Origin of the sequence: Mesorhizobium sp. M7A.F.Ca.US.007.01.2.1, assembly GCF_003998165.1 — a bacterium.
Taxonomy (GTDB): Bacteria; Pseudomonadota; Alphaproteobacteria; order Rhizobiales; family Rhizobiaceae; genus Mesorhizobium; species Mesorhizobium ciceri.
In genome coordinates, this window is sequence record NZ_RZQP01000161.1 from 1 (window position 1) to 14,417 (window position 14,417).

General features: G+C 63.2%; 11 protein-coding genes and 1 pseudogene. 6 read left to right on the plus strand and 6 right to left on the minus strand.

Annotation, left to right across the window (positions count from 1 at the left end):
• A pseudogene (prfC, locus tag EN949_RS24225) lies at positions 1–314 on the plus strand (peptide chain release factor 3); the annotation flags it as partial.
• Positions 315–389: 75 nt separating this feature from the next.
• On the opposite strand, the gene EN949_RS24230 reads toward prfC, so the two are convergent.
• Positions 390–860: a VOC family protein gene (locus tag EN949_RS24230; protein WP_063170452.1), complete on the minus strand. Its 471-nt coding sequence runs from the start codon at positions 858–860 to the stop codon at positions 390–392.
• A gap of 253 nt (positions 861–1,113) precedes the next feature.
• On the opposite strand from EN949_RS24230, the gene ilvD reads away from it, so the two are divergent.
• On the plus strand, positions 1,114–2,958 hold the full coding sequence (gene ilvD / locus EN949_RS24235; protein ID WP_063169914.1) for a dihydroxy-acid dehydratase: 1,845 nt from the start codon (positions 1,114–1,116) through the stop codon (positions 2,956–2,958).
• A 163-nt stretch (positions 2,959–3,121) separates the two neighbouring features.
• Here the strand turns inward: ilvD and EN949_RS24240 are convergent, their stop codons facing one another.
• Entirely contained in the window at positions 3,122–4,876 is a 1,755-nt protein-coding gene (locus tag EN949_RS24240; protein WP_127366242.1) for an ABC transporter ATP-binding protein, read from the minus strand.
• 169 nt (positions 4,877–5,045) lie between these two features.
• On the opposite strand from EN949_RS24240, the gene EN949_RS24245 reads away from it, so the two are divergent.
• Together EN949_RS24245 and EN949_RS24250 are read left to right on the plus strand one after the other, a co-directional pair.
• The gene (locus EN949_RS24245) at positions 5,046–6,347 is read left to right on the plus strand and encodes an amidohydrolase family protein (protein WP_127366243.1); all 1,302 of its coding nucleotides are present in this window, start codon (positions 5,046–5,048) and stop codon (positions 6,345–6,347) included.
• 153 nt (positions 6,348–6,500) lie between these two features.
• Positions 6,501–7,424 carry a DMT family transporter gene (locus EN949_RS24250; protein ID WP_024503360.1) on the plus strand — a complete coding sequence of 308 codons (924 nt, stop codon included), beginning with the start codon at positions 6,501–6,503 and terminating at the stop codon, positions 7,422–7,424.
• Positions 7,425–7,431: 7 nt separating this feature from the next.
• On the opposite strand, the gene EN949_RS24255 is transcribed toward EN949_RS24250, so the two are convergent.
• Complete coding sequence (locus EN949_RS24255) at positions 7,432–8,334, minus strand: phosphotransferase family protein (RefSeq protein ID WP_127366634.1); 903 nt, start codon at positions 8,332–8,334, stop codon at positions 7,432–7,434.
• A gap of 103 nt (positions 8,335–8,437) precedes the next feature.
• Here EN949_RS24255 and EN949_RS24260 point away from each other — a divergent pair, with 103 nt between their 5' ends.
• On the plus strand, positions 8,438–9,070 hold the full coding sequence (locus EN949_RS24260) for a class I SAM-dependent methyltransferase (protein WP_164753586.1): 633 nt from the start codon (positions 8,438–8,440) through the stop codon (positions 9,068–9,070).
• Between the two features lies 1 nt (position 9,071).
• Here the strand turns inward: EN949_RS24260 and EN949_RS24265 are convergent, their stop codons facing one another.
• A complete protein-coding gene (locus EN949_RS24265; protein ID WP_127366635.1) occupies positions 9,072–11,525 on the minus strand; it encodes an FAD-dependent oxidoreductase in 2,454 nt (817 codons plus the stop codon).
• Positions 11,522–12,409 carry a phosphotransferase family protein gene (locus EN949_RS24270; RefSeq protein WP_027161834.1) on the minus strand — a complete coding sequence of 296 codons (888 nt, stop codon included), beginning with the start codon at positions 12,407–12,409 and terminating at the stop codon, positions 11,522–11,524. Before EN949_RS24270 ends, EN949_RS24265 begins: the two co-directional genes overlap by 4 nt.
• A 403-nt stretch (positions 12,410–12,812) precedes the next feature.
• Between EN949_RS24270 and EN949_RS24275 the strand changes: the two genes are divergently transcribed.
• A complete protein-coding gene (locus EN949_RS24275; RefSeq protein WP_013528029.1) occupies positions 12,813–13,589 on the plus strand; it encodes a DeoR/GlpR family DNA-binding transcription regulator in 777 nt (258 codons plus the stop codon).
• On the opposite strand, the gene EN949_RS24280 is transcribed toward EN949_RS24275, so the two are convergent.
• On the minus strand, positions 13,586–14,417 hold an 832-nt coding region (locus EN949_RS24280), incomplete at its 5' end, for an NAD(P)/FAD-dependent oxidoreductase (RefSeq protein ID WP_164782539.1). The two genes, EN949_RS24275 and EN949_RS24280, sit on opposite strands and share 4 nt — an antisense overlap.

The window sequence follows — 14,417 nt, forward strand, 5'->3', positions numbered from 1 at the left end:
GCTCACCGGCCATCGTCGGTGTCGTCGGCGCGCTGCAACTCGACGTCCTGAAGGAACGGCTGAACTTCGAATACACCCTGCCGGTCGAATTCGAGATGTCGCGCTTTTCCGTGTGCCGCTGGATCTCGGCCGACGACAAGGCCGAGGTCCAGCGTTTCATCGAGGCGCATCGCGGCGACATCGCCCGCGACCTCGACAACGACCCGGTGTTCCTCGCCCAGCACGCCTTCTCGCTGAACTACGAAGCGGAGCGCTGGAAGGCGATCAAGTTTGCCACGATCAAGGACTATCAGGTCCGCGACAGAGCGGCGTAAGTCGCGCTTTTTCCTACTCCCCGTTCACGGGGAGAAGGTGCCCGAAGGGCGGTTGAGGGGCGGCGCGACCCTCGACTATCCTCTGGCGGCTTCTTCGATCTTGGCGATGTCGATCTTGCTCATCTGCATCATCGCCGACATTACGCGGCCGGCCTTGGCCCGGTCCGGATCCAGAAGCAGGCGCGGCAGCTGCTCCGGCACAACCTGCCAGGAGACGCCGAATTTATCCTTCAGCCAGCTGCATTGCGATGGTTGGCCGCCACCTTCGATGAGCTTGTCCCAGAAGTAATCCACCTCTTCCTGCGTCTTGCAGTCGATCGACTGCGACATCGCTTCGCTGTGCTTGAACTGCGGTCCACCATTGAGCGCCTGGAACTGCACGCCGTCGAGTTCGAACGTGGTCACCAACACCTTGCCTGCATCGGCGTGGCCTTCGGGCCAACGCATCACGCTCAGCACCTTGGAATTCTTGAAGATGGAGACGTAGAAGTTCATGGCCTCTTCGGCTCGGCCGTCGAACCACAGGCAGGTGGTGATCTTTTGCATGTCGTGCTCCTCGTGCTGTTTCGGTCGCTGTTCCTGTGAAACGGCTGACTCCGAATATGGTGCCATCTCCTTGCCGTCTGCCCAAGGACGGACATGCAGCGCGCCATCCGACAGTGCCACGCATTTTTTTGAGAGAATCTGGCGCATTGCAAAATTGTGGCCAGACCATACTTGCGCGTCTATAACGCCTGCGGTCCGAATTCAGCTCCGCCGCGCCAACCCCTGGGCTGCGGCCAGCCACCAAGGAAAAAACATGCCTGCCTATCGTTCCCGCACCACCACCCATGGCCGCAACATGGCCGGCGCTCGCGGCCTCTGGCGCGCCACCGGCATGAAGGACTCGGATTTCGGCAAGCCGATCATTGCGGTGGTCAACTCCTTCACCCAGTTCGTGCCGGGCCATGTCCATCTGAAGGATCTCGGCCAATTGGTCGCGCGCGAGATCGAAAAGGCCGGCGGCGTTGCCAAGGAATTCAACACCATCGCCGTCGATGACGGCATCGCCATGGGCCATGACGGCATGCTCTATTCGCTCCCGTCGCGCGAGCTGATCGCCGATTCTGTCGAATACATGGTCAACGCGCATTGCGCCGACGCCATGGTCTGCATCTCCAATTGCGACAAGATCACGCCCGGCATGCTGATGGCCTCGTTGCGCCTCAACATCCCGACCGTCTTCGTCTCCGGCGGTCCGATGGAAGCCGGCAAGGTGGTGCTCGCCGGCAAGACGCAGGCGCTCGACCTGGTCGATGCCATGGTCGCGGCCGCCGACGACAAGATCTCCGATGAGGACGTCAAGGTCATCGAGCGCTCGGCCTGCCCGACCTGCGGCTCCTGCTCGGGCATGTTCACCGCCAATTCGATGAATTGTTTGACCGAGGCGCTTGGCCTGTCGCTGCCCGGCAACGGCTCGACATTGGCGACGCATGCCGACCGCAAGCGTCTGTTCGTCGAGGCCGGCCACCTGATCGTCGATCTCGCCCAGCGCTATTACGAACAGGACGACGAAACCGCACTGCCGCGCAACATCGCCTCGAAGGGCGCTTTCGAGAACGCCATGACGCTCGACATCGCCATGGGCGGTTCGACCAACACCGTGTTGCATATCCTGGCTGCCGCGCATGAGGGCGAGATCGATTTCGATCAGGACGACATCGACGCGCTGTCGCGCAAGGTGCCGGTGCTGTGCAAGGTTGCGCCCGCCAAGTCCGACGTCCACATGGAAGACGTCCACCGCGCCGGCGGCATCATGGCCATCCTCGGCCAGCTCGACAATGCCGGCCTGCTCAACCGCGACCTGCCGACGGTGCATACGTCAACCCTGGGCGAGGCGCTCGACCATTGGGACATTTCCCGCACGACCAGCCAGAGCGTGCGCGATTTCTTCCTCGCCGCCCCTGGCGGCGTGCCGACACAGGTCGCCTTCAGCCAGGAGCGCCGCTGGGACGAGCTCGATCTCGACCGCGAGAAAGGCGTTATCCGCTCGACCGAACATCCCTTTTCCAAGGATGGCGGCCTTGCCGTGCTGAAGGGCAATCTGGCGCTCGACGGCTGCATCGTGAAGACGGCGGGCGTCGATGAATCGATCCTGAAATTCACCGGCCCGGCCCGCGTGTTCGAAAGCCAGGATTCGAGCGTCAAGGCGATCCTGTCCAATGAGATCAAGGCCGGCGATGTCGTCGTCATCCGCTATGAAGGACCGCGCGGCGGCCCCGGCATGCAGGAGATGCTCTATCCGACCAGCTATCTGAAGTCGAAGGGCCTCGGCAAGGCCTGCGCTCTGATTACTGACGGCCGCTTCTCCGGCGGCACCTCGGGTCTGTCGATCGGCCATGCGTCGCCGGAAGCTGCCGAAGGCGGTTTGATCGGACTGGTGCAGGAGGGCGATACGATCGAGATCGACATCCCGAACCGCAGCATCCGCCTGGCTGTCGATGAGGCGGAACTCGCTGCGCGCCGGGCGGCGATGGAGGCCAGGGGCGCCCTGGCCTGGAAGCCTGAGGAAAAGCGCAAGCGCAAGGTGACGACCGCCTTGCGCGCCTATGCCGCCATGGCCACCAGCGCGGCCAAGGGCGCGGTGAGGTTTGTGCCGGAGTGAGGTTTCTTCCTTCTCCCCTGTGGGAGAAGATGTCGCCGCAGGCGACGGATGAGGGGTGGTCCAGAGAACACCGACGTCTCACTCCGCTGGAACACCCCTCATCCGTCTCGGCGCCGCGCGCCGATCCACCTTCCCCCACAAGGGGGGGAAGGGAAGAGAAGTGCTACGGCATCAACTGATACTCATAGAGCTTCTGATAGAGCCCGCCCTGCTTGAGCAAGGCCTTGTGCGGGCCGCTTTCCACCACCTTGCCGGCTTCGAGCACCACGATTGTGTCGGCCTGGTGCACGGTCGACAGACGGTGCGCGATGACGATCGTCGTGCGGCCTTCCGTCAATTGCTGCAGCGCGTCGCGGAACAGCGCTTCCGATTCGGCGTCGAGCGCGCTGGTCGCTTCGTCCAGCAGCAGGATCTCCGCATTGCGCAGCATGGCGCGTGCGATCGAGATCCGTTGGCGCTGGCCGCCCGACAGTAGGCCGCCATTCTCGCCGACATCCGTCTCGTAGCCTTTCGCCTGCGCGCTGATGAAGTCATGCGCGTTGGCCGCCTTGGCGGCGGCGATCACCTCATCGTCGGTCGCACCCTCGCGCCCAAGCCGGATGTTGTGCATGATGGTGCCGGCAAACAGGAACGTATCCTGGCTGACATAGGCGATCTTTTCCCGCAGCGATGCGAGCGTCGCATGGGAAATATCCTGACCGTCGAACAGCACCCTGCCGCTCTGCGGATCATACATGCGCATGATCAGGTTTAGAATCGTCGACTTGCCGCCGCCGGAAGGCCCGACCAGCGCCGTCATCTTGCCGGGCGCAAGCGTCAGATCGAACCTGTCCAGCACCGGCGGCCCTTTCTGATAAGCGAAGTCGACGGCGTCGAACCGAATCTCGCCCGGTCCGGCCAGAAGCGGCTTCGCGTCCGGCTTCTCGACCAGAGTGAGCGGCTGGTCGGCGAGCTCGAACATCGTACGCACGCCGACAATGCCGCTTTCCAGCGATATACGCACGCGCGCAAGGCGCTTTGCCGGCTCATAGGCAAACAGGAGTGCCCCGATGAAGGCCATGATGTTTCCCGGCATCTGGCCGCCCTGCAAGACCAGGAAGCCGCTGACGAAGATGGCCCCGGCAATTGCCAGCCCGGCCAGCGTCTCCATCACCGGGCTTGTCGCAGCCTCCAGCGTCGCGATGTTATTGGCCCGGTTCTCGACGTCCGACACGGCCTTGTACATGCGGTTGCGCATCGCGCCTTCGAGGTTGAAGGATTTGACGACGCGCACGCCGATTGCCGTTTCCTGCATCACCTGCACGATCTGGCCGACCGAGCGAAACTCCATCGCGGCGAACTTGCGAACACGTTTCAGGATGCGGTTGACCCCGTAGATAGCCAAGGGGCCGACGACGAAGCAGATTATAGACAAGGCTGGCTGCTGCCAGACCATGACTCCTACCAGGACGACCAGCGACAACAGATCGCGCACATAGGACGTGACAACGAGGTCGAGCACGTTGCGTGCCGCCTGCGCATTGTTGGTCATGCGTGTGATCAGGTCGGACGACGAGGTCGAATGGTAGAATTCGATGCCTTGCGCCAGGATGCGGTCGTAGATCTTGCGCTGGCGGTCGGCGATGATGGCGTTGCCGACACGGCTCATGAAATAGGCCTGAATGAAGTTGGCGAGGCCCTTGAGGATGAAGATCGTGGCGACCCCGCCCGCAATCAGGTTGACCCGGTCAATCCGCTTGAAAACTACGAATTCGTCGGTGATCTCTTTGAGAATCCAGGCGCTGGCGCCGGTCGTGGCGGCCACCACAAGCATCGACAAGATCGCGGCGCCGTAGCCAAACCTGTGCTGATAAAAGGATTCCCGGATCAACCTCGCGACGAGGCGCTGGTTTTCCGTCGAGCGGAAGAAACGAAACAAACGGCGGATCCTTGAAACCGGGACAACGAAGGCGGCTTATAGAGGGAGTTGCGGCCGGATGAAACCATCCGCGGCCGCCGCGGACAAATCGCTGTTGCAAGCGGCATCGACGGGATGCGATTTTCAGCCTCGGCTATATCAGATGATTCTTTTGACGGGATGACGACGGATGGATTTCGACCTTATCGTTCGCGGCGGCACACTGCCTGATGGCAGGGTTGCCGACATCGGCATCAACGGTGAGACGATCGCGGCGATCGAGCCCGTTCTCCAGGGTTCCGCGCGGACCAAGGTCGACGCCCGTGGCAATCTGGTCTCGCCGCCCTTCGTCGATCCGCATTTCCACATGGATGCGACGCTCTCCTACGGCATTCCGCGCATCAACGCGTCGGGTACGCTGCTCGAAGGCATTTCGCTGTGGGGCGAGTTGAAGCCGCTTTTGACGCATGAGGCGGTGCGTGATCGCGCGCTGGCCTATTGCGACTGGGCGGTGTCGATGGGCCTGCTCGCCATCCGCACCCATGTCGATGTCTGCGATGACCGCCTGCTGGCGGTCGAGGCGCTGCTCGAGGTCAAGAAGACGGTCGCTCCCTACATCGATCTGCAATTGGTCGCCTTCCCGCAGGACGGGTTTTATCGCTCTCCATCGGCGCGTGAAAACACCATCCGCGCGCTCGACATGGGCGTCGACATCGTCGGCGGCATCCCGCATTTCGAGCGCACCATGGCCGACGGCACGCGCTCGGTAACGGAGCTGTGCGAGATCGCGGCCAGCCGCGGCCTGATGGTCGACCTGCATTGCGACGAGACCGATGATCCGCTGTCGCGCCATATCGAGCAGTTGGCCTATGAAACGCAGCGTCTTGGTCTGCAGGGCAAGGTCGCCGGTTCGCACCTCACCTCGATGCATTCGATGGACAATTACTACGTCTCGAAGCTGCTGCCGCTGATCGCCGAGGCCGGCGTCTCGGTCATTCCCAATCCGCTGATCAACATCATGCTGCAGGGCCGCCACGACACCTTCCCGAAGCGCCGCGGCCTTACCCGGGTCAAGGAGATGCTGGCGCTCGGCATTCGCATCGGTTGGGGCCAGGATTGCGTGCTCGATCCCTGGTATTCGCTGGGCACCGCCGACATGCTCGATGTCGCCTTCATGGGTCTGCACGTCGCTCAGATGTCGAGCCCGGCAGAGATGGCGCGCTGCTTCGACATGGTCACCAACGTCAATGCCGCGATCATGGGCCTCGATCATCTCGGCCTGGCGGTCGGCAAGCGCGCCAGCCTGGTCGTCCTCGATGCCGGCAATCCGGTCGAAGCCCTGCGGCTGCGCGCCGAGCGCCTGTGCGTCATCGCCAGGGGCAAGGTGGTGGCGGAGCGGACGAAGCAGGAAACCAGGCTGTCCATCGGCGGAAGGCCGGGAATGGTGAACCGGCGGCACATATCCGGCTCCAATCAAAGAGATAGAGCATGATGTCGTCCGAAAACCGCTTCACACTTTTCGGCATCATGCTCTAGATACAGCCGATTCCCGGCGCTGGTCTTACCCATCGCCCGAATTCTCCTCGTCAAAGCCGCTGCTTCCGTCTACGACGCGGGCTTACAAGGGGGAGGAATCGGGATCGGCATGACGCAGCCCGTGGCGCAGAATTCGACGATCAGGAATGTGCTTTTGGCCGGCATTCTGCTGATGCTGGCCGGCGATTTCCTGTTTGCGCTGAACGACGCCATGGGCAAATGGCTGGTCGCCAGCTTCTCCGTCGGCCAGGTGGTGCTGATCCGCTCCATCGGCGCCTTCTTCGTGCTCGGCCCGATGATCGCCAACCAGGGCCCGGCCAAGCTGTTTCGCATGGAACGCCTGGAGCTGCAGCTGCTGCGGGTGGTGATGACCACGCTCGACACCGCGCTCTTCTATGCCGCCGTGGTCTATCTGCCGCTGGCCGATGTGATGAGTTTCTACATGGCGGGGCCGATCTACGTCGCGGCACTCTCGCACCTCTTGCTTGGCGAAAAGGTCGGCTGGCGCCGCTGGATGGCGATCCTGCTCGGCTTCTGCGGTGTGCTGATCATGCTGAAACCCTCGTCGGCGGCGTTCTCGCTGTCATCAGGCTTTGCGCTGGTGGGCAGTATCGCCTTCGCCTTCGCCATCATCCTCAACCGCCGGCTGCGTGGCACCAGCGACACCAATCTGGTGACATGGCAGACCATCGGCACACTGCTGGTCGGCGGCGTGCTGAGCATCGGCGCCTGGCAGACGCCGTCGGCGCTCGATCTCGGCGCCATGCTGCTGCTCGGCATCGTCTCCTGCGGCGCCCATCTGATGATCACCAGGGCGCTCAAGCTGGCGCCGGCCTCGACGCTGGCGCCGCTGCATTACACGCTGCTGCTGTGGGCGGTGGTGTTCGGACTGGTGTTCTTCGGCGACGTTCCCGGCCCGCGCATCCTGATCGGCTCGGGCATCGTCGTTCTCGCCGGTCTGTTCATCTTCCATCGCCAGAAAGTGGTCGAGACCACGGTGCCGCCCGAAAACGTTCCGAAGGGCGTGAATTAGTCCAGGCTCACCCCCGGCGGATCGCCGCCAGATGCCGTGAAAACTCGGACGTCTCCATCAGCGTCTTGCAGCGCGCGAACCGCCCGTCGGCATAGGCGCGAAAATCATCGACCGGGTTGTTGTTGGCGAGCTGGATCAGCCCCCACAGCGTCCACAACAGGTCGCACATCGCCTTGTAGATGACGATGCGGCCGCGCTCCGCCGGCCTCGCCTCGCCGCCGAAATAGGCGCGCATCATCTCTTCGTCTTGCGCCAGATCGAATTTACCTTCCACGGAGAGGTCGCCAAGGTCCCAGAGCGGGTCGTTCATGCCCGAATATTCCCAGTCGACGATCCACATCCGCTCGCCGGTGTCGAGGAAGTTTTCGCACAGCGGATCGCAATGACAGGCGACGAGAGGCAGCGGATGGGCGGCCAGCGCCGACCGCACGCTCTCGGCGTCGCGCACCACGTCATGATAGCCGGCGGGCAAGGCGATCTCCTTGGTGGACAGCACCTTGAGATAGTCGTCGATCATCGCAAACAGCTCGAAGCGGAAGGGAAACACCGCGCCTGAATTGTGCAGCTTGCGAAAGGCCTCGCCGGCGCGGGCTGGACTGCCCGGCCGAACCTTGAATTTCTCCTCCGACATGGTTTCGGCGCCGGCGATGTAGCGTGTCACCATCAACCCGGTGCCGGCATCGACATGCAGCACCTCGGGACTGACCCCTGCTTTTGCCGCTTCGCGTGCGGCCACCGCTTCGTTGGCCCGGTTGATGTATTCCTCGGTGCCCTTGCCAGGAATGCGCAGGCAGAAGTCGCCGGCCTTGAAGACGAGATTGGTGAGGCCGCCCAGCCGTTCCAGCGGCCCGCTGTAGCCGGCCAGCATGGGAATGGCGTCCAGTGCCGCACGCGCCTCGTCTGTAATCATGCCTGCGCCCCCACACACTGTTATTTGTCGCGGCAACGGTTCCACAATTTTCGCGCTTTGGCTATCATCACTGCGAGATCAAAAATTGGCGGACTGGATCAAAGTGGCGGACAGCAAACATCAGGGCGCGCTTGGCGCGGCCTACGCGGCAAAGCGGCCCGAAGAGGTCGCCGCACTTTATGATCGTTGGTCGCAGACCTACGACGCCGACATGTCGGCCGCCGGCTATCGCCATCCGACGATCTGCCTTGCGCTGCTGACCCGCCATCTGCCGCGCGGTTCAGCACCGCTGCTCGATGCCGGGGCCGGCACCGGTCTCATCGGCGAATGGCTTGATATTGCCGGTTACCCGCAAGTCGAGGCACTCGATATTTCACAAGGCATGCTGGATCAGGCGGCCCGCAAGGGTGTCTATTCCGCGCTCCATTGCCTGGCGCTGGGCGGTCATCTGCCCTTTGCCGATGATGCCTATGCCGGAGTGATCTCGGCCGGCGTCTTCACATCAGGTCATGTCGGCGTCGAGGGGCTGGACGAACTGATCCGCATATGCCGGCCGGGCGGCATCATCGTGCTGACGGTCAAGAACTCGCTGTGGGATCAGGGCTTCGCCACGCGCGTCGCTGAGCTCGAGGCGCAGGGCCTCGTCACCCGCGTCGAGGAAACGCGCCCTTATGTCTCGATGCCCGGCGAAGCCGACACCGTGCCCAGCCGCGGCCTCGCACTGCGCGTGACCTGACCTACGCTTTGACCCTCGCGCCTGCCGGGTCGTACATCGGCTCGAGGTGGATCTTGGCCGGCGTCCTCTCCATCGCAACCACCAGTTCGTAGTCGCCCGAGGCGAGAAAATCGTCGCTGACCCCGTCGGCGTTGCGCACGTAGCCGTAGCCGATGGTCTTGCCCAGCGTATAGCCATAACCGCCGCTGGTGAGATAACCGACAGGCTCGCCATTGCGCAGGATGGTTTCGCGGCCGAGCAGCACGATCTCGGGGTCGTCGACCGTGAAGCCGGCAAAGCGTTTCTTCATTGCCGTGCCGCTGGTCTTCTCCAGCGCGCGCCGTCCGATGAAATCCGTGTTCTTGCGCAGCTTGACCGCCCAGCCGAGCCCGGCTTCCTGCGGCGTGTCGTTGGGCGTGATGTCGGAGCCCCAGGCACGATAGCCCTTTTCCAGCCGCAGCGATTCCAGTGCCCGATAGCCGATCGGGCGGATGTCGTGCTTTTTGCCTGCCGCCATCAGCGCGTCGAAGACTTCGCCGGTGGCCGCGATCGGCACGTGCAGTTCCCAGCCCAGTTCGCCGACATAGGTGACGCGCAGCGCCCGAATTGTGTGGCCGGCGATGGCAATCTCACGCACATGGCCGAACGGGAAGCTCACGTTTGAGACGTCGGCTTCGGTCACGGCCGAAAGCACGTCGCGCGCCCGAGGACCCATCAGCGACAGCGTGCCGAAATCCTCGGTGACATCGACAAGCCTGGCATCGAGCCCTTCGCCGATATGATCGCCGATCCACCAGGAATCATGCGTGCGGAAGCCTGTGCCGGTGACGATGTAGAACTTCTCTTCGGCCAGCCGCGCCACCGTCAGATCGGCCTCGATGCCGCCGCGTGTGTTGAGAAGCTGCGTGTAGGTCAGCCGGCCGACCGGCTTGCTGACGTCGTTGGCGCAGACCCAGTCCAGCGCCTTCAGCGCATCGGGCCCGCTCAGCTCGTATTTGGCGAAGGAGGATTGATCGAATATGCCGACTTTTTCGCGCACATGCCGGTGTTCGTCGCCGACCGCCACAAACCAGTTCTGCCGGCCCATCGAATAGATGTCCTGCGGCTCGACGCCTTCGGGCGCGAACCAGTTAGGCCGTTCCCAGCCGAGCTTCGAGCCGAACACGGCATTTTGCTGTTTCAGCCTGTCGTAGAGCGGCGAGACGATGCGCGGCCTCCCGCTGGCATACTCCTCATGCGGAAAGCCGATCGTATAGTGTTTGCCATAGGCCTCCAGCGTGCGGTCGCAGACCCACTGACGGTCACGGTGCAAATTGGAAAAGCGCCTGATGTCGACCACCCACAGGTCGAGCGGTGCTTCGCCATCGACCACCCACTGCGCCAGCACCCAGCCGGCGCCGCCGCCCGAGGCGATGCCGAAGGCGTTGAAGCCGGCGCCGACAAACATGTTGGCGCATTCGGGCGCTGTGCCGAGAATGAAATTGCCGTCTGGCGTAAAACTCTCCGGCCCGTTGATCATCTGCTTGACGCCGACGGTTTCCAGTGCCGGCACGCGCGCGATCGCTTGGCTCATGTGCTGCTCGAAATGGTCGTAATCATCGTCGAACAGCCTGAATTCCCAATCATTGGGGACGTCGCCGCCGGGGAGACCAGTAGCCCAGGCCTGCGGGTTCGGCTCATAGCCGCCCATCACCAGCCCGCCGACCTCTTCCTTGAAATAGGTGCGCCGGTCTGGATCGCGGATGGTCGGCGCGTCGGTCGCCAGTCCGTCGATCTTCTCGGTGATGATGTACTGGTGCTTCACCGGCTGCAGCGGCACGTTGATGCCGGCCATGGCGCCGACCTGCCGCGCCCACTGGCCGGCGCAGTTGACCACCTTGTCACAAGCAATGTCGCCCTTGTTGGTCTTCACCGCCGTGATGCGGCCGTCCTTCATTTCGAAGCCGATGACGCGGACATCCTCGAACAGTTTGGCGCCATGCATGCGCGCGCCCTTGGCCAGCGACTGCGTGATGTCGGAGGGGCTCGCCTGGCCATCGGTCGGCAGCCAGGAGGCGCCGACAAGATCGCCGGTTTCCATGAGCGGCCACATTGCCTTGACTTCCGCCGGTGACAGCAATTGCATGTCCATGCCGAAGCTTTTCGCCGTCGTCGCCAGCCTTTTGTACTCGGTCCAGCGGTCGGCATTGGTGGCGAGCCTGAGGCAGCCGGTCATCTTCCAGCCGGTGGCAAGGCCGGTCTCGGCCTCGAGGCCCTTGTAGAGGTCGACGGAGTATTTCAGCACGCGGGTGATCGAAGCCGACGAGCGCAACTGGCCGACAAGGCCGGCGGCATGCCAGGTCGAGCCCGAGGTCAGCTTGCCTTGTTCGAGCAGAACGACATCGGCCTTGTGGTCGCGCGCCAGATGATAAGCCGTCGAACAGCCGATGATTCCACCGCCGATGACGACGATGGCGGCCTGGGTCGGCAATGTCATGATTTCTGCATCCCGTACTTCGTTCTGTAGTTTTCCAGCGCCGTGTCGAGCCGGGCGAGGTTTTCCTCGGTGTAGGCGACGTAGTCGATACCGGGCGCGTCGAGATAGAGCTCGGACACCATGCTCCACATCGCCTCGCGCAGCAGCGAGGCGCATTGCATGGCCGCGTGCGAACGGCGGATCGCTTCGTCCGGTTCTTTCATGAAATAGGCGGTCAGAAAGGCGAAGGATTCCTCGTCGCTCATGCCGGCGTTGGAGGCGGCGCCTGCGAGGTCGAACATCGCCGTGTTGAAGCCGGCATATTCGAAGTCGATCAGCCACAGCCTGTTGCCGTCGTCGAGAATGTTGGCCGGCAACAGATCATTGTGGCCAAAGACGATCGGCAGCAGTTTCTGCGCGCGCTCCAGTTCGTCGGCCAGCGTCAGCAGGCGCGGCAGGTCGCTGCGCTTGCGGCTGCCGCCTTCTTCAAGCGTGCGCGCATAGTCGCGAATGACATGGAACACCCAGAACATGAAGCCGGCGCCGGAGACGTGATTGGGCATCTCCCGGTGAAAGGCGCGCATCAGGGCTGCGACGCGGCCAAGATTGGCGCGTACGTCCTCGGCGAGATAGGTCTTGGCGCCGAGAAACTCTGTGACCATGATGCCCGGTTCGGCATGGCGGACGGCCGGCGCGAAACCGGCGGCATGCGCCGCCCGCGCCGTCATCACCTCGCGCTCGCGAAAGACATGGTGGAACGGATAGTCCTTGCCGAAGCGCACGACGTGTCGTCCCGCCGCGTCCGTGACCACATAATTCGCGTTGCTCAGACCGCCGGGCAGCGGTGCGATCTCGATGCCACCGGTCCAGCAGGGCAGGGCGCGGATGCGATCTTCGGCGGTCACGGAATCATCCCTGGTTTGCTGGGCTTCGACAAGGCGCCGTGAACAGCGCAACGACGGCGGGGAGAAACGTAAATAATCTCGTCGGTGCGGGACGCCAGGATCGGTATCCCGCACCGCACCGACGAGCCCCTTGGCCAGGTTTTTGAGCCCGGCATCCGCCCCCGCGGATCTGAAAATTCCTTGTACAGGCACGTTCCAAACGGCCTGATCGCTGAGTTGCGGCTCTGCCCCCAGTCGCAGATCTGAAGCCTGTTGATGTCTTTGATTTCACGCCAGGGTTTCCCGCTTGTCAATAAAAAGCTGTGACTTTTTTCGGGTATTTTGCCTGAAAGCATAAGGTAGTTCCTTTAAAAGCAATTGAATTACCTTAGAATCGGTCAAGAGCATCAGTTCGGGAAACCAGATGGCCCAGTCCAAACGACACGGCGAGATCCTGCGGCTCCTGCAGGAAGAGGGCACCGTCACCATCGCCAGTCTGGCCGACCGGCTGGGCGTGTCGCTCGAGACGGTGCGCCGCGACGTCAAGCCGCTGACCGGTGATGGCTCTGTCCTCAAGATGCATGGCGCCATCGGCCTGCCGTCAATGATCGGCGAAGCGCCGTTCGAGCGGCGCATGCGTGAGAACGCCGACGCCAAGCGCGTCATTGCCCGCATGGTCGCCGCCACCATCCGCGACGGGGAATCCATCATGCTCGACACCGGAACGACGACCTCGTTCCTTGCGCGTGAACTGCTCGGCCACCGGCGCCTGACGGTCGTCACCAATTCCTCGGACATCGCCCGCACGCTGGCCACCATCAACGGCAACAAGGTCTATATGGCCGGCGGCGAGCTGCGCAGCGATTCCGGCGCTGCTTTCGGCGCCTCGGCGATCGATTTTGTCAGTCGCTTCTCGGTCAGTCACGCCATCATTTCCACCGGGGGCGTCGACGCGGTGATGGGCGTCATGGATTTTGATCTGGATGAGGCCGAGTTCGCCCGCATGGTGCTGTCGCGCGGCCAGCGGTCCCTCGTCATCACCGATCACTCGAAATTCGGCCGTCTTGGTCTGGTCCAGGTCTGCGGCTTCGACAGCTTTTCCGAACTCGCCACCGACCGCTCGCCGCCGCACGACCTGGCCGCCGCCCTTGCGCAGGCCGGCGCCCGGCTCAGCATCGCCGGCGCGGAAGCCGGGTTCTAGCCGAAGACCAGCGATTGGTGGGCGCAGACGCCCGCAAAGGTGCCACCCGATACTGCAAAGGCGATGTTGTGCATCGAACGTGCCGCGTCGCCGGCGGCGTAGACGCCGGGCACGGTCGTCTGCTGCCTGTCGTCGACTGATATCACCGTGCCGAGGAGGCCTTCGGTGAAGCCGCAGCCGAGCTGTTCGGCCAGCGGGCTGGCCATGATATTGCGCGGAGCGGTGAACATCGCCCTGACGCCGGCCTTTCTGCCGTCGTCGAGGTGGACGATCAATCCGCCGGAGCCGTCTTCCTCTAGCTCGGCAACGCTGGTGGGCTCAAACCGCACCTTTCGGCTCTCCAGCGCGCGCATCTGCTCTGTGTCAGGTTCGAACAGGCCATTGCCGAACAGCGTGACATCGCCCCAATCGGTGATCAGCTGCGCCTGATGCATGGACATCGGACCGGTTGCGAGCACGCCGAGCGGCCCGCCGGAAACTTCGTAGCCGTGGCAATAGGGGCAGTGCAGCACGCTCTTTCCCCAGAGCTCGGCAAGCCCGGCAACCTCCGGCAGGATATCGCGCACCCCAGTGGCCAGTACCAGCCGTGCCGCGCCGAATGTCTCGCCACCCTCGGTGGTGATTTCGAAATCGCTGCTGCCAGCGGCAAGGGCCTTGTCGGCGCGCCCGTCGACAACCCTGGCTGCCGGATAGGCCAGTAGTTGGCGCCTTGCGTCATCCAGGATTGCGCCGGGCGCGCGCCCGTCATGTCCGAGGAAGCCGTGCGAATGCTCGGCAAAACGGTTGCGCGGCCGGCCGGCGTCGATCACCAGCACCCTGCGTCCTGCC